This is a genomic window from Pseudomonas maumuensis (assembly GCF_019139675.1).
GTDB classification, from domain to species: Bacteria; Pseudomonadota; Gammaproteobacteria; order Pseudomonadales; family Pseudomonadaceae; genus Aquipseudomonas; species Aquipseudomonas maumuensis.
On sequence record NZ_CP077077.1, the window covers coordinates 1,258,441 to 1,280,027 of the forward strand.

Genomic DNA, 21,587 nt, shown 5'->3' on the forward strand with positions numbered 1-21,587 from the left:
GGTCCCTGACAGTCATGCTCCATGGGGCACGGCCCATGTGGCGGGCACACGGGAGCCGGAGCGTATTGTTGTTGGTCGCCGACTGACGATAGCCCAGGGGGTAGGCGGTGAGCGGTGGCTGTTCGGGGTGCTGAGCAGAACCGCGGGGCGTGTCAGTGGGGCGGACTGGTCGTCGGACGCCGGGTGCGGGTAGCGGGCGGGACGGCAGGGCTGGGTAAGCGTGACGCGAGTATAGCTATCGAGCCAGTGTCCAGACCAGTACCTTGCTCGCGCAATTATCCTCGGTTTCGAGGATTTCCAGCCGATATCTGCCAACTTTCAGGCAAACCGCGCTTTCCGGAATGCTCTCCAGTGCCTCGGTCACCAGGCCGTTCAGGGTTTTCGGCCCACCGTCGCAGGGCAGGTGCCAGCCCAGCGTGCGGTTGATCTCGCGCAGCGAGGCGGTCCCTTCGATGACGAAGCGGCCATCGGGCTGAGGGTGGACATGTGGGTTGTCCAGGCTCTGCTCGTCCTCGAACTCGCCAACGATCTCTTCGAGAATGTCTTCCAGGGTGACGATGCCAAGCACTTCGCCATATTCATCCACCACCACGCCCATGCGCCGTTGCTGCTTGTGGAAGTTCAGCAGTTGCATCTGCAGTGGTGTGCTTTCGGGCACGAAGTAGGGCTCGTAGCAGGCCGCCTGGAGCTTCTCCAGGGTAAGCTCTGCCCGCGGCAGCAGGTGGCTGATCAGCTTGGTGTTGAGGACGGCTTCGACCTGGTTGATGTCGTTGTGATAGACCGGCAGGCGCGTATGACGGCTGATGATCAGTTGCTCGATGATCTGCTCGATGGGGTCGTCGAGGTTGATGCCGTCTACTTCGTTGCGCGGTACCAGGATGTCGTTGACGGTGATCTTGTCCAGCGCCTGCAGGCCCTCCAGCAGGCCGTACTGGTTGCTCTCGGCTGGTTCGTCTTCGTCGAATGCGTCGCCCTGCTGCGGGTGCAGTGCCACCGCGGTGGGTTGCACGCGGAACGGGCGCAGGATCACTTTGGCGCAGCCGTCGAGCAGGCAGCCCAGCGGCTGCAGCAGCGCCAGCGGCAATTTCAGCAGGTTGCCGCCCAGGTCCAGGAAGGCTTGCGGGTTGCGGCGCGCCAGACGGCGCGGCAGGTAGTCGGCGAGTACCAGCAAGGTGAAGCTGGCGCCAAGGCCGGCTAGCCAGAAACCGTGTTCACCGCTGTAGCGCTGGCCAATCAGGCAGGCCAGGCCCAGTACCAGCAACTTGCCGAGGCTGGCGCCGAGCACCAGGCCCTGGGCGGGCAGGGTCGGAGCGCCGTGGCCATTGAGCTGCTGGCGGGCGCAGTCTACCGCGGTGAACAGCGCCGACCACAGCAGGGCCAGTGCGATGATGCCGAGCAGCGGGGCGTACGGCAGAGTGTCCATGGGCGGCCGTCAGATGTGCAGGATGAATTCGCGGACCAGCTTGCTGCCGAAGTAGGCCAGCATCAGCAGGCAGAAGCCAGCCAGGGTCCAGCGGATCGCCTTGTGACCGCGCCAGCCGAGGCGGGTGCGGCCCCACAGCAGCACGCTGAAGACGATCCAGGCGACACAGGCCAGCAGCGTCTTGTGTACCAGGTGCTGGGCGAACAGGTTGTCGAGGAACAGCCAGCCGGAGATCAGCGACAGCGACAGCAGCCCCCACCCGGCCCAGAGGAAGCCGAACAGCAGGCTTTCCATGGTCTGCAGCGGCGGGAAGTTGCGAATCAGCCCGGACGGATGCTTGTGTTTGAGCTGGTGGTCCTGCAGCAACAGCAGCAGGGCCTGGAACACGGCGATGGTGAACAGGCCGTAGGCCAGGATCGACAAGAGGATATGGGCGAGGATGCCTGGCTCCTCGTTGATCAGCGGCACCGTGCCGGGTGGCGCGAACTGGGCCAGCAGCGCGGTCACCGCGCCGAGCGGGAACAGCAGCACCAGCAGGTTTTCCACGGGAATGCTCAGACAGGCGAGCAGGGTCAGGCCGATTACCGCCACGGCGATCAGGCTGGCGGCGCTGAAGAAGTCGAGGCTCAGGCCCAGGGGTGTGATCAGCTGGAAGAACAGGGCGCCGCCCTGGGCGACGACCGCCAGGGTGCCAAGCAGGCCAAGCAGCCGTTTGTCGGCACGGGCGCCACGGGCCAGGCCGGTGGCCTGGTAGAAGGTCGCGGCCAGATAAAGGAAGGCGGCGATCAGGTTGGGGATGAGGCTGGGTGAAGAGAACATAAGTCCTGGCGTGCAAGCCCTAAAGGGACGGAGTTTGGCATAGAACGCGGTAGGCAAGGAAGACTGCTTATCAATCGCGGGGCGTGTCTCACTCGCCATCTTGTGGGGGCTGGCCCGCGATTGGCCGGTGGTCCTGAGCAAGGTGTGCGCGCAAGACAGTCTCGGCTATAATCGCCGCCTTGTTGTGCCCAGCGCGTGTGCATTTCCACCTGGGCGCCTGAAAAACCTCGGCTTCACTGGGCCTGAAAGGATCACCATGTTCGAAAACCTGACCGACCGCCTGTCACAGACGCTGCGCCATGTCACCGGCAAGGCCAAGCTGACCGAAGACAACATCAAGGACACGCTGCGCGAAGTGCGCATGGCCCTGCTCGAGGCCGACGTCGCCCTGCCGGTGGTCAAGGATTTCGTCAACAGCATCAAGGAGCGTGCGGTCGGCACCGAAGTGTCGCGTAGCCTGACTCCGGGCCAGGCGTTCGTGAAGATCGTCCAGGCCGAGCTGGAAAGCCTGATGGGGGCGGCCAACGAAGAGCTGACCCTCAACGCCGCCCCGCCGGCCGTGGTGCTGATGGCCGGTCTGCAAGGTGCTGGTAAGACCACCACCGCCGGCAAGCTGGCGCGTCACCTGAAAGAGCGCAAGAAGAAGAGCGTGATGGTGGTGTCGGCCGACGTCTACCGTCCGGCGGCGATCAAGCAGCTCGAGACGCTGGCCAATGATATCGGCGTGACCTTCTTCCCGTCCGACATCAGCCAGAAGCCGGTGGCCATCGCCGAAGCGGCGATCCGCGAAGCCAAGCTCAAGTTCATCGACGTGGTGATCGTCGATACCGCGGGTCGTCTGCATGTCGACGCCGACATGATGGACGAGATCAAGGCCCTGCACGCCGCGGTCAAGCCGATCGAAACCCTGTTCGTGGTCGACGCCATGACCGGCCAGGATGCCGCCAACACGGCCAAGGCCTTTGGCGATGCGTTGCCGCTGACCGGCGTGGTGCTGACCAAGGTCGACGGTGACGCCCGTGGCGGTGCCGCCCTGTCGGTGCGCGCCATTACCGGCAAGCCGATCAAGTTCATCGGCATGGGCGAGAAGACCGAAGCCCTCGAGCCGTTCCACCCCGACCGGATCGCTTCGCGCATCCTCGGCATGGGTGACGTGCTCAGCCTGATCGAGCAGGCCGAGCAGAACATCGACAAGGAAAAGGCCGACAAACTGGCCAAGAAGTTGAAGAAGGGCAAGGGCTTCGACCTCGAAGACTTCCGCGATCAACTGCAACAGATGAAGAACATGGGCGGCCTTGGTGGCCTCATGGACAAACTGCCGAGCATCGGTGGCGTCAACCTGTCGCAGATGGGCAACGCCCAGGGCGCGGCCGAGAAGCAGTTCAAGCAGATGGAAGCGATCATCAATTCCATGACCCCTGCCGAGCGCCGCGACCCTGACCTGATCAGCGGTTCGCGCAAGCGCCGCATCGCCCTCGGTTCCGGCACCCAGGTGCAGGACATCGGTCGGCTGATCAAGCAGCACAAGCAGATGCAGAAGATGATGAAGAAATTCTCCGCCAAGGGTGGCATGGCCAAGATGATGCGTGGCCTTGGTGGGATGCTGCCGGGTGGCGGCATGCCCAAGATGTAATTGAATTCGGGCGGCGGTCTTTATATGAAGACCGCCGCCCAGCCCCCGCTTCGGCGGGAACAGTGCCGCCAAATGGCGGCTTAACCGGCAGATCTGAACGGTGGGTCAAGCGCTCGCCGAAAAAGGCATTTGCAAATGTCCGTGTATTCCCCGAGAATATGCGGCCTTTTGGGCACCCGTGTGCCCATTGGGCATTCAGTTTTGCAGCACCGACTATAGGAACGATGTTCACATGGTAACCATTCGTCTGGCCCGTGGCGGCTCGAAAAAGCGCCCATTCTACCACCTGACCGTGACCAACTCGCGTAACGCCCGTGACGGCCGTTTCGTTGAGCGCGTTGGCTTCTTCAACCCGATCGCATCGGGCGCCGAAGTCAAGCTGTCGGTCAACCAAGAGCGCGTCACCTACTGGCTGAGCCAGGGCGCACAGCCGTCTGAGCGTGTTGCTCAGCTGCTGAAGGAAGCTGCCAAGGCTGCAGCCTGAGCAGTATGAACGCGACGCCAGAAAAGGCTGATGACCTCATCGTCGTTGGCAAGATTTTTTCGGTTCACGGCGTTCGCGGCGAGGTGAAGGTGTATTCCTTTACCGATCCGATTGAAAACCTGTTGGATTATCCGCGCTGGACGCTTCGGCACGAAGGCAAGGTAAAGCAGGTCGAGCTGGTCAGCGGTCGTGGCTCCCAAAAGGGCCTGGTCGTGAAATTGAAAGGCCTCGAGGATCGTGACGAAGCCCGTCTTCTGAGCGGTTACGAAATCTGCATTGCGCGGAGCCTTTTGCCCAACCTGGCAGCCGACGAGTACTACTGGTACCAGTTGGAAGGCCTGAAGGTCATCAATCAGGACGAACAGCTGTTCGGCACGATCGATCACCTGTTGGAGACCGGTGCGAACGATGTAATGGTGGTCAAGCCTTGCACAGGCAGCCTGGATGATCGCGAGCGTCTGTTGCCCTATACGGAGCAATGCGTGCTGGCAGTCGACCTGCAGGCCGGTGTGATGCGAGTCGAATGGGACGCGGATTTCTAGACGATGGGTAGTCTTCGCGTAGAAGTCATCACGTTGTTCCCCGAGATGTTCTCGGCCATCACGGAGTACGGCATTACCAGCCGTGCGGTGAAACAGGGGTTGCTGCAAGTGACCTGCTGGAACCCGCGGGACTACACCACAGATCGCCACCACACCGTGGATGATCGGCCGTTTGGCGGTGGTCCGGGCATGGTGATGAAGATCAAGCCTCTGGAAGACGCCCTGGTTAGCGCCAGGCAGGCGACTGGAGCTGCGGCAAAGGTGATCTACCTTTCGCCACAAGGCCGCAAGCTGACCCAGCAGGCGGTCAAAGGCTTGGCCGAACAGGAATCGTTGATCCTGATCGCCGGCCGTTATGAAGGCATCGACGAGCGCTTTATCGAGGCTCATGTCGATGAGGAGTGGTCGATTGGCGACTATGTGCTTTCCGGTGGCGAGCTGCCGGCCATGGTACTGATCGATGCGGTTACGCGGCTGCTGCCCGGAGCTTTAGGGCATGTGGACTCGGCGGAGGAAGATTCTTTCACCGACGGTCTGCTGGATTGCCCGCATTACACCCGACCCGAGGTGTATGCGGATCAGCGCGTTCCCGACGTGTTGCTAAGTGGCAACCATGCACATATCCGGCGTTGGCGGATGAAGCAGTCCCTTGGTAGGACCTTCGAACGACGCGCCGATCTTCTGGAAAGTCGCTCGCTTTCTGGAGAAGAGAAGAAGCTGCTCGAGGAATACCTCCGCGAGCGGGACGATAGTTAACGTATCGATGGTGGATCAAGTTATCCATCTTAGGAGCACAGCATGACCAACAAGATCATCCAGCAGCTCGAAGCCGAGCAGATGAGCAAAGAGATCCCGACCTTCGCACCAGGCGACACCATCGTCGTCCAGGTTAAAGTGAAGGAAGGCGACCGCTCGCGTCTGCAGGCGTTCGAAGGCGTCGTTATCGCCAAGCGTAACCGCGGTCTGAACAGCGCCTTCACCGTGCGCAAGATCTCCAGCGGCGTTGGCGTAGAGCGTACCTTCCAGACCTACAGCCCGCAGATCGATAGCCTGGCCGTGAAACGTCGTGGTGACGTGCGTAAAGCCAAGCTGTACTACCTGCGTGACCTGTCCGGTAAAGCAGCTCGCATCAAGGAAAAACTGTCCTGAGTGCAGTTTGCCCGGTGGCCGAGGCCGCCTAGCGAGAAAAAAGCAGCCTTCGGGCTGCTTTTTTGCGTCTTGAATCTTGCCTTTGCGATGTGACTCCGAGATGACAACCCGAGACCAGGAAATCCAGCGCCGCACCGAACTGTCGGTGACCCGCGTGACCAAGGCGGTGTTCCCCAACACCACCAACCACCACAACACCCTGTTCGGTGGCACGGCGCTGGCGTGGATGGACGAAGTGTCGTTCATCGCCGCCACCCGTTTCTGCCGGCTGCCGCTGGTGACCGTGTCCACCGACCGCATCGATTTCAAGCACCCGATTCCGGCAGGCTCGATCGTCGAGCTGGTGGGGACGGTGATCAAGGTCGGCAACACCAGCCTGCAGGTGCAGGTGGATGTGTTCGTCGAGAACATGTACCTCGATGGTCGCGAACGGGCGATCCATGGCGTGTTCAGCTTCGTCGCCATCGACGAGGACAAGCGCCCGGTGCCGGTGCTGCCGTTGGCCTGATAGCCAAAGCGCTGGTTTGACGCGTCCCTGTAGGAGCGGCTTCAGCCGCGATCACCCGCAAAGCGGGTGCCAGGCACCGCGACGCATTCATCGCGGCTAAAGCCGCTCCTACAGGTCAATTTGCTACTGGCTGCTCAGTAAGCCCGGCTCCACCAGCGCCACCAGTGTCCACCCAGGCTGCGGCTTGAGCGGATTGTCCGGGCTGGCCACATGTACCCAGCCTTGCCCGTCCCGTGCGAACAGCAGCGTCGCCCGTGGGCCATGCAACTGCTGGTAGTCGCCCCAGCCGAAGGCCTCGGTCAGCGTGGTGCTGTACAGCTCGGCGCCCTGGTGCAGCAGTTTGGCCAGCTGCCCATAGGTCATCGCGCTCGACCCGAGCAACTGCCCACGATGCTCCTCGCTGGCCCGGTGCTTGTCGCTGCGCTGTTTCTCCAGGCCGCTGGCCAGCACGAACAGCCGCGCCTGGCCGAAGTCATGGCGAAAGCGCGCGCAGGCCAGGGCATTGAGCTCACCGGCCGGTGACAGCCCCAGCAGGTGGCCGAGCCCGACCAGGTCGAGGTGAGCGTCGGCGTGCTGCGACGCGGGGTTGCCGAAGTAGGTCGGCAGGTTGTCCATGCGTGCGGCGCGGATGTTCTCCCAGCTCGAATCGGTCAGCAGAACCCGGCAGCCCAGTTGTTGCAGCGCTTTGGCGATGACACGTGCGGGCGGATTGGCGCCGACAAGGAGAAACCCGCTCGGTGCCGGCTCCGCCACCTTCAGCAGGCGCGCCAAGGGTCGTGCGGTGGCGCTTTGCAGGACCACGGTGCCGATGATCACGGCAAAGGTCAGTGGCACCAGTAGCAGTGCGCCCTCATGTCCGGCCTGGTCCAGGCGAATGGCGAAGATGGCCGAAACCGCCGCGGCGACGATGCCCCGCGGCGCGATCCAGGCCAGCAGCGCGCGTTCCCGCCAGTTCAGCGGCGATCCCAGGGTCGACAGCAACACGTTCAGCGGTCGCGCCAGCAATTGAATCACCAGCAGCAGCGCCAGCACCGCTGGGCCCAAGGCGAGCAGGGCCTGCAGGTCGAGCCGCGCCGCCAGAAGGATGAACAGGCCGGAGATCAGCAGCACGCTGAGGTTCTCCTTGAAGTGCAGGATCTGCCGCACATCCACGCCGGGCATGTTGGCCAGCCACATGCCCATGACCGTCACCGCCAACAGGCCCGACTCGTGGACGATCTGGTTGGCGGCGATGAAGATGCCCAGCACCGCGGCCAGCGACGCCAGGTTGTGCAGATACTCCGGCAGCCATTGCTCGCGCATTATCTGCCCGAGCAGCCAGCCGCCGGCGACGCCGAGCGCGCTGCCGCAGAAAATCACCCCGGCGAAGGTCGCCAGGCTGTGGCTCAGGCCTTCGCCGGCGGCGCTGGCGATGATGAAGCTGTAGACCACCACCGCCAGCAGCGCGCCGATCGGGTCGATGACGATGCCTTCCCAGCGCAGGATATTGGCGATCGTCGCCTTCGGCCGCACCACCCGCAGCATGGGGACGATCACCGTGGGGCCGGTGATCAGGGTCAAGGTGCCGAACAGGATCGCCAGGGGCCAGTCGAAGCCCAGCAGCCAGTGGGTGGCCAGGGCGATCACCAGCCAGGTGCTCAGCGCGCCGACGGTGACCAGGCGGTGCACCACGCTGCCGATCTCGCGCCATTGCGACAGGTGCAGGGTGAGGCTGCCTTCGAACAGGATCAGCGCCACTGCCAGCGACACCAGCGGCATCAGCAACGGGCCGAACAATGCTTGCGGTTGCAGCCAGCCCAGCACCGGCCCGGCGAGGATGCCGCACAGCAGCAGGAACAGGATCGCCGGCAGTTTCAGGCGCCAGGCCAGCCATTGGCAGAGCAGGGCGGCCGCGCCGATGCCACCGACACTCAAAAGAATCTGCTGTTCGCTCATGCGGGCTCCCTCTGCATGCCATGTTGTGAAAGACTAAGCGTCATTTCGTCGTTTGCCACCGAGTTTTCATGCCTGCACTGGACCACCCGCTGATCGACCAGTTCCTCGATGCCTTGTGGCTGGAAAAGGGGCTTTCCGACAACACCCGCGCCTCCTATCGCAGTGACCTGGCCTTGTTCAACGGCTGGCTGCAGGAAAAGCACGTGCTGTTGCCCGATGCCGGTCGCGAACTGATCCTCGATCACCTGGCCTGGCGCTTCGACCAAGGCTACAAGCCTCGTTCCACCGCGCGTTTCCTGTCCGGCGTGCGCGGCTTTTTCCGTTACTTGCTGCGCGAGCGGCTGATCGGCGTCGATCCGACCTTGCAGGTGGACATGCCGCAATTGGGCCGGCCACTGCCCAAGTCGCTGTCGGAGGCCGATGTCGAAGCCTTGCTGCAGGCGCCGGATCGCGATGAAGCGATCGGCCAGCGCGACCGCGCCATGCTCGAAGTGCTGTATGCCTGCGGTTTGCGGGTGACCGAGCTGGTCAGCCTGACCCTGGACCAGGTCAACCTGCGCCAGGGCGTGCTGCGGGTCATGGGCAAGGGCAGCAAGGAGCGCCTGGTGCCGATGGGCGAGGAGGCGGTGGTGTGGATCGAGCGCTACCTGCGCGATGGTCGCGCCGAGCTGCTGGGCGGGCGCCCCAGCGACGTGCTGTTTCCCAGCCAGCGTGGCGAGCAGATGACCCGCCAGACCTTCTGGCACCGCATCAAGCACCACGCGCGTGTGGCCGGCATCGACAAACCGCTGTCCCCGCACACGCTGCGCCACGCCTTTGCCACCCACCTGCTCAACCATGGCGCCGACCTGCGTGTGGTGCAGATGCTGCTGGGGCACAGCGACCTGTCCACTACGCAGATCTACACCCACGTCGCCAAGGCTCGGCTGCAACAGCTGCACGCCGAACACCATCCCCGTGGATGAATGCTTTTCATGTTCCGCCAACCGGTGCCTGAGTACCCCTACTGCGCCAGTCTGTTGTGGTAGGCTTGGACGGTTTGTTGCACGGGCCGACCGTTCGCCACCCGCCAGGGCTGGGCGACGCTCCCACGGCCCCGTCCGCCTTCAGGAGTACCCCATGCGCGTGACCCATATTTTCGCCGCCGCCGCCCTGGCGCTGGCCAGTACCTTTGCCGTTGCCGCGGCTACCGATGCCAATGCCGGTGCCGAGCAGGCGATCCGCAAGTCGTTGCAGAACCTCCAGCTGGAGGTACCGATCGAAAGCGTGGCCAGCAGCCCGCTCAATGGCCTGTACGAGGTCAAGCTGCAAGGCGGCCGCGTGCTGTACGCCAGCGCCGACGGCCAGTTCGTCATGCAGGGCTACCTGTTCCAGATCCAGGACGGCAAGCCGGTCAACCTCACCGAGAAGACCGAGCGCCAGGGCATCGCCAAGTTGATCAACGGCATTCCGGCCGGCGAGATGGTGGTCTACCCGGCCAAGGGCGAGACCAAGTCGCACATCACCGTGTTCACCGACACCACCTGCCCGTACTGCCACAAGCTGCACGCCGAAGTGCCGGAGCTCAACCGCCGCGGTATCGAAGTGCGCTATGTCGCCTTCCCGCGCCAGGGCCTGGGTTCGCCGGGCGACGAGCAGTTGCAGGCGGTCTGGTGCTCCAGTGATCGCCGCGCGGCGCTGGACAAGATGGTCGATGGCAAGGAAATCAAGGCTGCCAAGTGCGCCAACCCGGTCAGCAAGCAGTTCCAGCTGGGCCAGTCGATTGGTGTAAATGGCACGCCGGCAATCGTTCTACAGAATGGCCAGGTGATTCCGGGCTACCAGCCGGCGCCGCAAGTGGCCAAACTGGCCCTGGCCGAGAGCAAGTAACCAATTCAGTACGCCGTCGTCATGGGGTGACGGCATGTTTCACGGTCGGCGCAGGTGCCGGCCGTTCTATGGGGAGTTCACAGTGAAACCGGTCAAAGTAGGCATCTGTGGGTTGGGGACCGTCGGTGGCGGAACCTTCAATGTACTTCAGCGCAACGCCGAGGAGATCGCCCGCCGTGCCGGGCGCGGTATTGAAGTGGCACAGATTGCCATGCGCTCGCAGAACCCGAACTGCCAGATTACCGGTACCCCCATTACCGCTGATGTGTTCGAAGTCGCGAGCAACCCTGAGATCGATATCGTCATCGAGCTGATCGGCGGCTACACCATCGCCCGCGACCTGGTGCTCAAGGCCATTGAAAACGGCAAGCATGTGGTCACCGCCAACAAGGCGCTGATCGCCGTGCATGGCAACGAGATCTTCGCCAAGGCTCGCGAGAAGGGCGTCATCGTCGCCTTCGAAGCTGCCGTGGCCGGTGGCATCCCGGTGATCAAGGCGATCCGCGAGGGCCTGTCGGCAAACCGCATCAACTGGCTGGCCGGGATCATCAACGGCACCGGCAACTTCATCCTCACCGAAATGCGCGACAAGGGCCGTGCCTTCCCCGATGTGCTGGCCGAAGCGCAGGCGCTGGGCTACGCCGAGGCCGATCCGACCTTCGACGTCGAAGGCATCGACGCCGCGCACAAGCTGACCATCCTGGCTTCCATCGCCTTCGGTATCCCGCTGCAGTTCGACAAGGCCTACACCGAGGGCATCACCCAGCTGACCACCGCCGACGTGAACTACGCCGAGGCCCTGGGCTACCGCATCAAGCACCTGGGCGTGGCCCGTCGCACCGCCGACGGCATCGAGCTGCGTGTGCATCCGACGCTGATCCCCAACGATCGCCTGATCGCCAACGTCAATGGCGTGATGAACGCGGTGATGGTCAATGGCGACGCCGCCGGTTCCACCTTGTACTACGGCGCCGGTGCCGGCATGGAGCCGACCGCCTCGTCGGTGGTCGCCGACCTGGTCGACGTGGTTCGCGCCATGACCTCCGACCCGGAGAACCGTGTACCGCACCTGGCCTTCCAGCCGGATGCACTGTCGGCCCACCCGATCCTGCCGATCGAAGCCTGCGAAAGCGCCTACTACCTGCGCATCCAGGCCAAGGACCACCCGGGCGTGCTGGCCCAGGTCGCCAGCATTCTTTCGGAGCGCGGTATCAACATCGAGTCGATCATGCAGAAGGAAGCCGAGGAACAGGACGGCCTGGTACCGATGATTCTGCTGACCCACCGTGTGGTCGAGCAGCGCATCGACGACGCCATCGTCGCCCTGGAAGCGCTCCAGGACGTGGTCGGCAAGGTCGTGCGCATCCGCGTCGAACAGCTCAATTAATTCCGGCGGCGGGCCGCGACGACGGCCCGCGCCCAGCATCGAAGGTTTGCACCCATGCGCTATATCAGTACCCGCGGCCAGGCTCCGGCCCTGAACTTCGAAGACGTCCTGCTGGCTGGTCTGGCCAGCGACGGCGGCCTGTACGTTCCCGAGAACCTGCCACGCTTCACCCAGGAAGAGATCGCCTCCTGGGCTGGCCTGCCGTATCACGAGCTGGCCTTCCGGGTGATGCGCCCGTTTGTCGAGGGCAGCATCGCCGACGCCGACTTCAAGAAAATCCTCGAAGAGACCTACGGTAACTTCGCCCACGCCGCGGTCGCTCCGCTGCGCCAGCTCGACGGCAACGAGTGGGTGATGGAGCTGTTCCACGGCCCGACCCTGGCCTTCAAGGACTTCGCCCTGCAACTGCTCGGCCGTCTGCTCGACCACGTGCTGGTCAAGCGCGGCGAGCGCGTGGTGATCGTCGGTGCCACCAGCGGTGACACCGGCTCGGCCGCCATCGAAGGCTGCCGTCGTTGCGACAACGTCGACATTTTCATCCTGCACCCGCACCAGCGCGTGTCGGAAGTGCAGCGCCGGCAGATGACCACCATCCTCGGCGACAACATCCACAACATCGCCATCGAAGGCAACTTCGACGACTGCCAGGAGATGGTCAAGGCCAGCTTCGCCGACCAGTCCTTCCTCAAGGGCACCCGCCTGGTGGCGGTCAACTCGATCAACTGGGCGCGGATCATGGCCCAGATCGTCTACTACTTCCACGCCGCGCTGCAGCTCGGCGGCCCGGCGCGTTCGGTGGCGTTCTCGGTGCCGACCGGCAACTTCGGCGACATCTTCGCCGGTTACCTGGCGCGCAACATGGGCCTGCCGATCAGCCAGCTGGTGGTGGCGACCAACCGCAACGACATCCTGCACCGCTTCATGAGCGGCAACCAGTACGTCAAGGATGCCCTGCACCCGACCCTGTCGCCGTCGATGGACATCATGGTCTCGTCCAACTTCGAGCGCCTGCTGTTCGACCTGCACGGCCGCAACGGCGCCGCGGTTGCCCAGCTGATGGACACCTTCAAGCAAGGTGGTGGCTTCAGCGTCGAGCAGGACCGCTGGACCGAAGCGCGCAAGCTGTTCGATTCGCTGGCCGTCACCGATGAGCAGACCTGCGAGACCATCGCCGAGGTGTTCAAGGCCACCGGTGAAGTCCTCGACCCGCACACCGCGATCGGCGTCAAGGCTGCCCGTGAGTGTCGCCGCAGCCTGGATACGCCGATGGTAGTGCTGGGCACCGCGCACCCGGTCAAGTTCCCTGAGGCGGTGGAGAAGGCCGGTGTCGCCAAGGCCCTGGAGCTGCCGGCGCACCTGAGTGACCTGTTCAGCCGTGACGAGCGCTGCACCGTGCTGGCCAACGATCTGAAGGCCGTGCAGGCCTTTGTCAGCCAGCATGGCAATCGCGGCAAGCCGCTGTAAGTCGAACTCGGTGTGTCAGAAAAGCCCGTCCTAGACGGGCTTTTTTATGCATACAACACGGGTTTTGGTCTTTCAGACTTTTCCCATGGGGTTCGATGCATCTCCCTACTAAAGTGGTGGCTCTATTCGACAACGCACACCGCACCAGGGGGGGCTCATGCATCAGCTCAATGTTCTTATCCACCAGGCTCGGCCTTATCATCAGATGCTGTTGCATCAGGCCTTCAATGCCCAAGGGGTGTACAACGTCCGGCTCACCGACGATGTGCCGGCGGCCACGGCCCGCTTGGCCCAGGGGCAGCAGCCTGTGGATGTGCTGGTGCTCGACCAAGGCATGCCAAGGCGGCATGCCCGACGTCTGTTCAAGTACTTGGTGCAGGCCTCCTGCGCGGGTGGGTTGCTGTTCGTCGGCTGTGTCGATGCGGGAGGCCTCGACCTGGCACTCGAAGCCCGCAAGCATGGCTTGAACGTCTTGGCGGAGTTGTCCTGGCCAATGTCGATGGTGAGTCTGGAGCAGGCATTGGGTCGTCTGATGTCGTAGGGACGCATCGAAACTGTCATGTTCGCCGCGCATGCTCGTGATGGTGGGCCAGGGCGAACTTTCCGTCGGCCCCGATGGTCAGTTTCCTTACCCTAGCCAGCGAGTGATCCGGATGGAAAGAATCTGCAGACTGCTCAACGATGCCCTGACCCCTTACCAGGCCGAGCTTGGACCGACCGATAACCGTGGCCGCCGTCACCTGAGTGTTCATGATGAACAGGGTTTGCCGATTTTGCGGCGTATGGTCTGTGAACGAGAGCTGGTGGAGCTGCAGTTGCTAATCGATCTGGTCGATGGCCTGCACCGTGACTTGCAAATTGCCGAAGGTCGCCTGCAACCCTGTGTGATCGCCGCCTTGCAGCATCAGAAGCAAATGCAGGGAACCTTTGCCTGACCGGCCCGTCAGACTCAGCAAGGGCAGCCTGACGGTGCTTTGCTCCGGTGCCATCCAGGCTGTCACTGGAAGTCCCAAGGACTTTCGCTTGACCCCGGTCGTCTTCCCCAGCGGCCGGGGTTTCTTTTTGCCTTGAACTTACCTGCGTCCTTGGAGGCACCGTCGCTGATCTGTACGGGTCGGTTCAGCGCGCTGGCGCTTCGCCCTGCTCGAAGAAGTGCCGGGCCTGGCCCAGATAATCCTCCTGCAGCTCCGGATCCAGCCAGCGGGCATACAGGCCTGGCAAGGTATCGCGGCGCAGCATCGGCAGCAGTTGGTCGATATGCGCGATCGCCTCGCGCCCCAGGGCGGTGTCCGAGCAGCCCACATGGAGGAACTGGTAGCGGTTGACCCCACGGATGGGATAGAAGCGGTAATCGTCCAGTGAGCCATTCTGCTGCTGGATCAGGTAGCGCACTTCTGGCCAGTAGCCGAGCACCAGTTGCAGGCGCCCCAATTGCTGCATTTGCAGCAGGCTGGCGGTGGCATCGTTGCCGTAGTGGCGGCTGAAGGCGCTGTCAGGCAACTGCTTCAGGACATCATCGACCTGCACGCTGTAGCTGCGCTCTGCGACGATGCCCAGCTTGAGCTGGGTCTGGGCCAGCAACCGCTGAAGATCCACCTGTTGCCCGTCCAGATACGGCTCCAACAGCGCCTGGTCGTGCTTGCGCACCACCAGGCCACTGCTCAGTACCCCCAGCGATGGCTGGGAAAAATGCACGTACCTGGCGCGTTCGGGCGTCCAGAGCAGGGTCGGGTCGCAGGTGAAACTGGCCTCCTGGAGCATTTGGAGGCCTCGGGCGCGATTGACCCGGACGATCTGGTGGTCGTACTCGGGCATCTGCGCGATCAGCATGGGCAACAGTTGGTCGATCACGCCCTGGCCTTTGGCCGGCCCTTCGAAGATGGTGAACGGTGGCAGGTCGCGGACCAGCCACAGCAGGCGCTCCCGGGCCTCGGCCGATTGTGCCGCGAGCGCGGTGAGCAGCAGGCAGAGCAGCAGGGGCAGGTGGCGGATGCGCATGGGCCGCGGATCAAACCGTACCGGCCGCGCGTAGGCGGGCAATGGCGGCTGCGTCGTAGCCCAGGCTGGCCAGTAGCGGGGCCGTGTGCTCGCCCAAGGCCGGCCCTACCCATTCGGCGGAGCCGGGGGTGTCGGACAGCTTGGGTACGATGCCCGGCATCTTGAACGGCTTGCCATCCGGCAGGCGGGCCTGGAGGAACATCTCGCGGGCGAGGAATTGCGGATCGCCCAGCATGTCCTCGGCGGAGTAGATCCGGCTGGCGGGCACCTCGGCGTCGTTGAGCGCCTGCATCACTTTGTCCAGCGGCAGGCCGTTGGCCCAGCGGTCGATGACGCCGTACAGCTCGTCGCGGCGGGCGTCGCGGCCATCATTGGTCGCCAGGGCGGCATCATTGGCCAGGTCGTCACGGCCGATGGCCTGCATGAAGCGCTTGAAGATCGCATCGCCATTGGCGCCGATCTGTACGTGCCGGCCATCGGCGGTGGTGTGGATGCATGAGGGGGTGATGCCCGGCATGATGTTGCCGGTGCGCTCGCGGATGAAACCGAACACGTCGAATTCCGGCACCATGCTTTCCATCATGGCGAAGATCGCTTCGTACAGCGCCACATCCACCACTTGGCCGTCGCCACCGTTGACTTCGCGATGACGTAGGGCCATCAGCGCGCCGATCACGCCCCACAGGGCGGCAATCGAGTCGCCGATGGAAATCCCCGTGCGCACTGGTGGGCGATCCTCGAAGCCGGTGATGTAGCGCAGCCCGCCCATGGATTCGCCAACCGCGCCGAAGCCCGGCTGGTCCTTCATCGGCCCGGTCTGGCCGAAGCCCGACAGGCGCACCATCACCAGGCGCGGGTTGAGGGCGTGCAGCACATCCCAGCCCAAGCCGAGCTTCTCCAGCACGCCGGGGCGGAAGTTCTCGATCAGGATGTCGGCCTCGGCCAGCAGGCGCTTGAGCACCTCGCGGCCTTCTGGATGCTTGAGGTTGAGGGTCAGGGACTGCTTGTTGCGCGCTTGGACGAACCACCACAGTGACGTGCCCTCGTACAGCTTGCGCCATTTGCGCAGCGGATCGCCGCCATCGGGCGATTCGACCTTGATCACCTCGGCACCGAACTCGGCACAGATCCGCGAGGCGAACGGGCCGGCGATCAAGGTACCGAGCTCGATGACTTTCAAGCCTGCGAGGGGTTTGCTGGGCGTTGTCATGGGGCATCCGTGGCGGCTGGGCGTGAGCGCAGGTTGTATCACAGCTCGGCGGCGGCAGGTATATCGACGTTGTCTGATCCGACGCCGGCGCCTGGGATCAGTTAGACTGTGCGACTTTCTCTCGCAAGAAGCCTATTGCCCATGGCCCAGCCGTCCACCACCTACAAGTTCGAACTGAATCTGACCGACCTCGACCGCGGCGTGTACGAGAACGTCCGCCAGACCATCGCCCGCCACCCTTCGGAAACCGAAGAGCGCATGGCCGTGCGCCTGCTGGGCTATGCCCTCTGGTACAACGAGCAACTGTCCTTCGGCCGTGGCCTGTCGGACGTCGATGAGGCGGCCCTGTGGGAAAAAAGCCTGGACGATCGCATCCTGCACTGGATCGAAGTCGGCCAGCCCGACGCCGACCGCCTGACCTGGTGCTCGCGGCGTACCGAGCGCACCAGCCTGCTGGCCTACGGCAGCCTCCGTGTGTGGGAGACCAAGGTGCTCGGCGCGGTCAAGGGCCTGAAGAACCTGAGCATTGCCGCCGTGCCGCAGGAAGTGCTGGAAACCCTCGCCACCGACATGCCGCGTACCATCAAGTGGGACGTGATGATCAGCGAAGGCACGGTGTTCGTCACCGACGACCGTGGCCAGCACGAAGTGCAGTTGCAATGGCTGCTTGGCGAGCGCGGCTGACCTGAAACAAAGCGGAATTGCGAAGACCCCATGCGTATCGAACCACGTCCCCTGCCGTCGCCCCTGCCTTTGCTGGGCAACCTGCCACCCTTGCTGACCCGTCTGTATGCCGCCCGTGGCGTAGCGTCCGAGGTCGAGCTGGACAAGAGCCTGGCGCGTCTGCTGCCTTACCAGCAACTCAAGGGTATCGACGCGGCGGTGGAGCTGCTGGTCGAGGCGCTCGATCAGCGCCAGCGCATTCTCATCGTCGGCGATTTCGATGCCGACGGTGCCACTGCCAGCACGGTCGGCGTGCTGGGCTTGCGCTTGCTGGGCGCGGCCCATGTCGACTACCTGGTGCCCAACCGCTTCGAGTATGGCTATGGCCTGACCCCGGAGATCGTCGCGGTCGCGCTCGAGCGCCAGCCGCAATTGCTGATCACCGTGGACAACGGTATCTCCAGCGTCGATGGCGTGGCCGCGGCCAAGGCCGCCGGGCTCAAGGTGCTGGTCACCGACCATCACCTGCCGGGCGAGCAACTGCCGGCCGCCGACGCCATCGTCAATCCCAACCAGCCCGGTTGCGCGTTCCCGAGCAAGTCACTGGCCGGTGTCGGCGTGATCTTCTACGTGCTGATGGCCCTGCGTGCGCGGTTGCGCAGTCTGGGGCGCTACGAAACGCAGGCGCAGCCGAACATCGGCGAGTTGCTTGACCTGGTGGCGCTGGGCAGCGTCGCTGACGTGGTGCCGCTGGATGCCAACAACCGCATCCTGGTGCATCAGGGGCTGGAGCGGATCCGCGCCGGCCGCGCCCGCCCGGGGCTCAAGGCCATCCTCGAAGTGGCGCGGCGCGACCACAAGCGCATCACCTCCACTGACCTTGGTTTCATCCTCGGCCCTCGACTCAATGCCGCCGGGCGCCTGGACGACATGAGCCTGGGCATCGAATGCCTGTTGTGCGAAGACGCGGCGCTGGCGCTGGACATGGCCCAGCAGCTGGATGGCCTGAACCAGGACCGCAAGTCCATCGAGCAGGGCATGCAGCGCGAGGCTCTGGCCCAGCTCAAGGATCTGCCGGTCGAGTCCATGCCTTATGGCTTGTGCCTGTTCGACGCCGACTGGCACCAGGGGGTGATCGGCATCCTCGCTTCGCGCCTGAAAGAGCGTTACCACCGCCCGACCATTGCCTTTGCCGATGCGGGCGAAGGGGTGCTGAAGGGCTCGGCGCGTTCGGTGCCGGGGTTCCATATCCGTGATGCGCTGGACGCCGTTGCGGCGCGGCATCCGAGCTTGATCAGCAAGTTCGGTGGGCATGCCATGGCGGCAGGGCTGTCCTTGCCGGCCGAGAATTTCCCCGCGTTTGCCGAGGCGTTCGACGACGAGGTACGGCGCCAGCTGCGTGAGGAAGACCTGACTGGGCGGTTGTTGTCGGATGGCACGTTGGCGGTGGAGGAGTTTCACCTGGACCTGGCGCGGGCGTTGCGCAATGCCGGGCCTTGGGGGCAGCACTTTCCCGAGCCGTTGTTCCACGGGGTGTTCCAGCTGGTCGAGCAGCGGGTCGTCGGGGAGCGGCATCTGAAAGTGGTGCTCAAGAGCGAGTGTGGGGCAGTGCGGTTGGATGGGATTGCCTTTGGGATTGACCGGGAGGTCTGGCCGAATCCTACTGTGCGGTGGGTGGAGTTGGCTTACAAGTTGGATGTGAATGAGTTTCGGGGGAATGAGAGTGTGCAGTTGATGATTGCGCATATGGAAGCGCGGTGATCTTTTTTTGAGGTTTTGGTTGTTTTGAAGTTGTATGCGCATTCATTTGCGATGTCGACGCTTATTCACCTTTCCGCCCTTACGGCGGCTTACTTTGGTCTTGGCCAAAGTAAGCAAAGCCGTTGCGCTCCATTCATCCGGCCCTCCGCTTCGCTCCGGGTCCCCTCACTCCGGCCTTGCTCCCGGGAGGACCGCGCTGAACGCCCCATCCTGGGGCGCAGCGCTTGACGGGCATCCATGCCCGTCACCTCCCTCCGCAAGACCTGCGTTCGGCCTCCTGAAGTCGCGAAGTTACGGGCGGCGCCTGCACTAACGCAGCTAGTCGCTAGTTGCCATTGTGGGAACTTTAGATCACCACCGCGGGTCAAGCCCGCTCCCACGATAGTTTAACTATCATTCAGCGTGGGAGCGGGCTTGACCGGCGATGGTGTAATGAAGAACAACACTTTATCCACTAATAAACCAAAATATCTGCTCTTGATCTTGCTTCTAAGTGCGCGATAGTTCAGGCGACACAAGTTGCGACTTCAGGAGGCCGAGTGGAGTTCTTGCGTAGTGGGGCGACGGCCATGGATGGCCGTCGAGCGCTGCGCCCCAGGATGGGGCGTTCAGCGCGGTACCCACGGGAGCAAGAACGGAGCGAGGGAACCCCGGAGCGAAGCGTAGGGGCCGTATGAACGGAGCCGAACGGTTTTGCCTACTTTTGTCAAGACAAAAGTAGGTCGCCGTAAAGGCGAAAGGGTGACTAAATGTCGACATCTTCTACGAATACGCTCACAAAAACCAAAACAATCGCCCCGAACGCGACCCAGAACCCGAACCCTTACCCCCGAAACGCCCGAATAAAAACCCCCACAGCCTCCCGCACATGCGCCTCAGCCTCATCCCCCTCCAGCGCCGGCGAGCACCCCAGCAGCAACCGATAATCCGGCGCCCCCTTCACCAGGCAGAAGAAATGCTCCGCCGCCTGCAACGGGTTGTCGATCCGCAACAACCCCCGCTGGTCGACACACCGCAGCAACGCCTCCATCCCGCTCATCACCCGCTTGGGCCCCGCCGCGTAGAAGTACTGGCCAAACCCAGGATCCTGGCTGCCCAGGGCAAAAATCAGGCGGCTCAGCTTGACGGCCTCATCGCTGCTGATCAAAGCCTGGAAGCCACGAGCAATGTTCAGCAGCACGTCTTCCACCGCCGCGCCTTCGGGGTACTCGAACATCAGGTCAGGTAACTGGTTCTGACAGGTAGCCATGACCGCCGCGCCGAACAGCGTCTGCTTGTCGGTGAAGTGGCTGTAGACGGTGAGCTTCGAAACACCTGCCGCCGCAGCGACCGCATCCATGCTGGTGTTGGCATAGCCAAGGCTGAGGAACAGGTGCTTGGCGGCTTCGAGGATGGCCTCGCGCTTGGCCAGATCCTTGGGCCGACCGGGGCCGATGGGTGCGTCGTTGGACATGAGGGACCGCATTCTCTGTGAAAGGGGCACATCTTACCGGGTCCGGGGGCGGTCGGCTGCAGCGTACGTCGCACCACTAAATATCGATTTTCTCTGAAGCGCCTGCTTCCCCGACCCGATTCGCTGACTTAATATACTCGCCAGTATAAATATTCGATGCGCCCTCTGCCAAAGGTCATTCATCATGTTGCGTCGTGCGTTGTCCCTCGCCCTGCCGGCCGTTGCCGTGCTGCTGCTCACCGCCTGCGGCCAGGAGGCCGCGCCACCCGCCGCGCCGCGTCCGGCACTGGTGGTCCAACCCCAGCCGGCCGGGGCATCCGCCGACAGTTACCCGGGCGAGGTGCGGGCGCGTTTCGAGCCTGAACTGGCGTTCCGTATCGGAGGCAAGGTCAGCAAACGCCTGGTGGAGGAGGGGCAGCGGGTCAAGGCCGAGCAGCCGCTGGCCGAACTCGACCCGCAGGACGTGCGCCTGCAACTGGAGGCCAACCGCGCCCAGTTGGCGGCGGCCGAGGCCAACCTGGCGCTGGTGCGTGCCGAGCGCGACCGCTATCAGAAGCTGCTGGATCGGCAGATGGTCAGCCATTCCCAGTTCGACAATGCCGAGAACCTCTACCGCGCCGGCATGGCCCGCCTGAAGCAGGCCAAGGCCGAGTACGAGGTGGCGGGCAACCAGGCCGAGTACGCCGTGTTGCGCGCCCCCCAGGCTGGCGTGATCGCCAAGCGCCAGGTCGAGGTGGGCCAGGTGGTGGCGGCAGGGCAGACCGTGTTCACGCTTGCCGCCGATGGTGAGCGCGAAGTGGCCATCGGCCTGCCGGAGCAACAGTTCGCCCGCTTTGCCGTCGGGCAGACGGTCAGCGTGGAGCTGTGGTCGCACCCGAACCAGCGTTTCGAAGGGCGGATCCGCGAGCTTTCCCCGGCAGCGGACCCACGTTCGCGCACCTTTGCCGCGCGCATCGCCTTTACCTCCAACGCCACCCCGGCCGAATTGGGCCAGAGCGCGCGGGTGTTCATCGACCACGCCGAACGCTCGCCGCTGGCGGTGCCGCTGTCGGCGGTGACCGCCGAAGCGGGGCAGGCCTATGTCTGGCGGGTTGGCAAGGACAACCGCCTGGAGCGCGCCACCGTGCGCCTCGGTGCCTATGGCGCGGACAGCGTGCCGGTTCTCGAAGGTCTGCAGGCTGGTGACTGGGTGGTTGCCGCCGGTGGCCACGTGCTGCGCGAGGGGCAACAGGTGCGGCCTGTGGACCGCAGCAACCGCGAAGTGAACCTGGCGGCCAAGGAGTAAGTCC

The 21,587-nt window shown here is 63.7% G+C and carries 20 protein-coding genes and 1 pseudogene; 15 read left to right on the forward strand and 6 right to left on the reverse strand.

The features are described 5' to 3' along the window. Positions 1 to 235 precede the first annotated feature (235 nt). Positions 236 to 1,423, reverse strand: coding sequence for a transporter associated domain-containing protein (locus KSS90_RS05835; protein WP_217868564.1), 1,188 nt, complete (start codon positions 1,421 to 1,423; stop codon positions 236 to 238). Between the two features lie 9 nt (positions 1,424 to 1,432). Further along, on the reverse strand, positions 1,433 to 2,242 hold the full coding sequence (locus KSS90_RS05840; protein WP_217868565.1) for a cytochrome C assembly family protein: 810 nt from the start codon (positions 2,240 to 2,242) through the stop codon (positions 1,433 to 1,435). 256 nt (positions 2,243 to 2,498) lie between these two features. On the opposite strand from KSS90_RS05840, the gene ffh reads away from it, so the two are divergent. The 6 genes and pseudogenes from ffh to KSS90_RS05870 all read left to right on the forward strand — a co-directional run. Beyond that, on the forward strand, positions 2,499 to 3,875 hold the full coding sequence (gene ffh / locus KSS90_RS05845; protein ID WP_023629809.1) for a signal recognition particle protein: 1,377 nt from the start codon (positions 2,499 to 2,501) through the stop codon (positions 3,873 to 3,875). Between the two features lie 232 nt (positions 3,876 to 4,107). Then, complete coding sequence (rpsP, locus tag KSS90_RS05850; RefSeq protein WP_011535318.1) at positions 4,108 to 4,359, forward strand: 30S ribosomal protein S16; 252 nt, start codon at positions 4,108 to 4,110, stop codon at positions 4,357 to 4,359. Positions 4,360 to 4,364: 5 nt separating this feature from the next. Beyond that, entirely contained in the window at positions 4,365 to 4,901 is a 537-nt protein-coding gene (gene rimM / locus KSS90_RS05855; protein WP_217868566.1) for a ribosome maturation factor RimM, read from the forward strand. Positions 4,902 to 4,904: 3 nt separating this feature from the next. Further along, on the forward strand, positions 4,905 to 5,657 hold the full coding sequence (gene trmD, locus KSS90_RS05860) for a tRNA (guanosine(37)-N1)-methyltransferase TrmD (RefSeq protein ID WP_023629811.1): 753 nt from the start codon (positions 4,905 to 4,907) through the stop codon (positions 5,655 to 5,657). Between the two features lie 42 nt (positions 5,658 to 5,699). Further along, complete coding sequence (gene rplS, locus KSS90_RS05865) at positions 5,700 to 6,050, forward strand: 50S ribosomal protein L19 (protein WP_023629812.1); 351 nt, start codon at positions 5,700 to 5,702, stop codon at positions 6,048 to 6,050. Between the two features lie 100 nt (positions 6,051 to 6,150). Beyond that, a pseudogene (locus tag KSS90_RS05870) lies at positions 6,151 to 6,571 on the forward strand (acyl-CoA thioesterase); the annotation flags it as partial. Positions 6,572 to 6,681: 110 nt separating this feature from the next. Here KSS90_RS05870 and KSS90_RS05875 read toward each other — a convergent pair. Next, entirely contained in the window at positions 6,682 to 8,493 is a 1,812-nt protein-coding gene (locus tag KSS90_RS05875) for a cation:proton antiporter (protein WP_217868567.1), read from the reverse strand. A gap of 68 nt (positions 8,494 to 8,561) precedes the next feature. Between KSS90_RS05875 and xerD the strand changes: the two genes are divergently transcribed. The 6 genes from xerD (at position 8,562) to KSS90_RS05905 (ending at position 14,148) form a co-directional block, all read left to right on the forward strand. Continuing rightward, positions 8,562 to 9,458 carry a site-specific tyrosine recombinase XerD gene (xerD, locus tag KSS90_RS05880; protein WP_217868568.1) on the forward strand — a complete coding sequence of 299 codons (897 nt, stop codon included), beginning with the start codon at positions 8,562 to 8,564 and terminating at the stop codon, positions 9,456 to 9,458. A gap of 154 nt (positions 9,459 to 9,612) precedes the next feature. Next, positions 9,613 to 10,362 carry a DsbC family protein gene (locus KSS90_RS05885; protein ID WP_217868570.1) on the forward strand — a complete coding sequence of 250 codons (750 nt, stop codon included), beginning with the start codon at positions 9,613 to 9,615 and terminating at the stop codon, positions 10,360 to 10,362. Between the two features lie 82 nt (positions 10,363 to 10,444). After that, the gene (locus KSS90_RS05890; RefSeq protein ID WP_023630110.1) at positions 10,445 to 11,749 is read left to right on the forward strand and encodes a homoserine dehydrogenase; all 1,305 of its coding nucleotides are present in this window, start codon (positions 10,445 to 10,447) and stop codon (positions 11,747 to 11,749) included. A 54-nt stretch (positions 11,750 to 11,803) separates the two neighbouring features. Further along, the gene (gene thrC / locus KSS90_RS05895; RefSeq protein ID WP_217868571.1) at positions 11,804 to 13,213 is read left to right on the forward strand and encodes a threonine synthase; all 1,410 of its coding nucleotides are present in this window, start codon (positions 11,804 to 11,806) and stop codon (positions 13,211 to 13,213) included. A 157-nt stretch (positions 13,214 to 13,370) separates the two neighbouring features. Further along, a complete protein-coding gene (locus tag KSS90_RS05900; RefSeq protein ID WP_217868572.1) occupies positions 13,371 to 13,754 on the forward strand; it encodes a response regulator in 384 nt (127 codons plus the stop codon). Between the two features lie 112 nt (positions 13,755 to 13,866). Next, positions 13,867 to 14,148: a DUF3509 domain-containing protein gene (locus KSS90_RS05905; RefSeq protein WP_217869744.1), complete on the forward strand. Its 282-nt coding sequence runs from the start codon at positions 13,867 to 13,869 to the stop codon at positions 14,146 to 14,148. Positions 14,149 to 14,332: 184 nt separating this feature from the next. Here the strand turns inward: KSS90_RS05905 and KSS90_RS05910 are convergent, their stop codons facing one another. After that, entirely contained in the window at positions 14,333 to 15,211 is an 879-nt protein-coding gene (locus KSS90_RS05910) for a TIGR02285 family protein (protein ID WP_217868576.1), read from the reverse strand. A gap of 10 nt (positions 15,212 to 15,221) precedes the next feature. After that, positions 15,222 to 16,421 (reverse strand): CaiB/BaiF CoA transferase family protein, encoded by a 1,200-nt coding sequence (locus KSS90_RS05915; protein ID WP_217868577.1) that lies wholly within the window; start codon positions 16,419 to 16,421, stop codon positions 15,222 to 15,224. Positions 16,422 to 16,562: 141 nt separating this feature from the next. Between KSS90_RS05915 and KSS90_RS05920 the strand changes: the two genes are divergently transcribed. Further along, the gene (locus KSS90_RS05920) at positions 16,563 to 17,105 is read left to right on the forward strand and encodes a YaeQ family protein (protein WP_046854377.1); all 543 of its coding nucleotides are present in this window, start codon (positions 16,563 to 16,565) and stop codon (positions 17,103 to 17,105) included. 30 nt (positions 17,106 to 17,135) lie between these two features. Beyond that, positions 17,136 to 18,845, forward strand: a complete 1,710-nt coding sequence (gene recJ / locus KSS90_RS05925; protein WP_217868578.1) for a single-stranded-DNA-specific exonuclease RecJ — start codon at positions 17,136 to 17,138, stop codon at positions 18,843 to 18,845. A gap of 823 nt (positions 18,846 to 19,668) precedes the next feature. Here the strand turns inward: recJ and KSS90_RS05930 are convergent. Then, complete coding sequence (locus KSS90_RS05930) at positions 19,669 to 20,310, reverse strand: TetR/AcrR family transcriptional regulator (RefSeq protein ID WP_217868579.1); 642 nt, start codon at positions 20,308 to 20,310, stop codon at positions 19,669 to 19,671. 172 nt (positions 20,311 to 20,482) lie between these two features. Between KSS90_RS05930 and KSS90_RS05935 the strand changes: the two genes are divergently transcribed. Beyond that, positions 20,483 to 21,583: an efflux RND transporter periplasmic adaptor subunit gene (locus KSS90_RS05935; RefSeq protein ID WP_217868582.1), complete on the forward strand. Its 1,101-nt coding sequence runs from the start codon at positions 20,483 to 20,485 to the stop codon at positions 21,581 to 21,583. Positions 21,584 to 21,587: the final 4 nt, after the last annotated feature.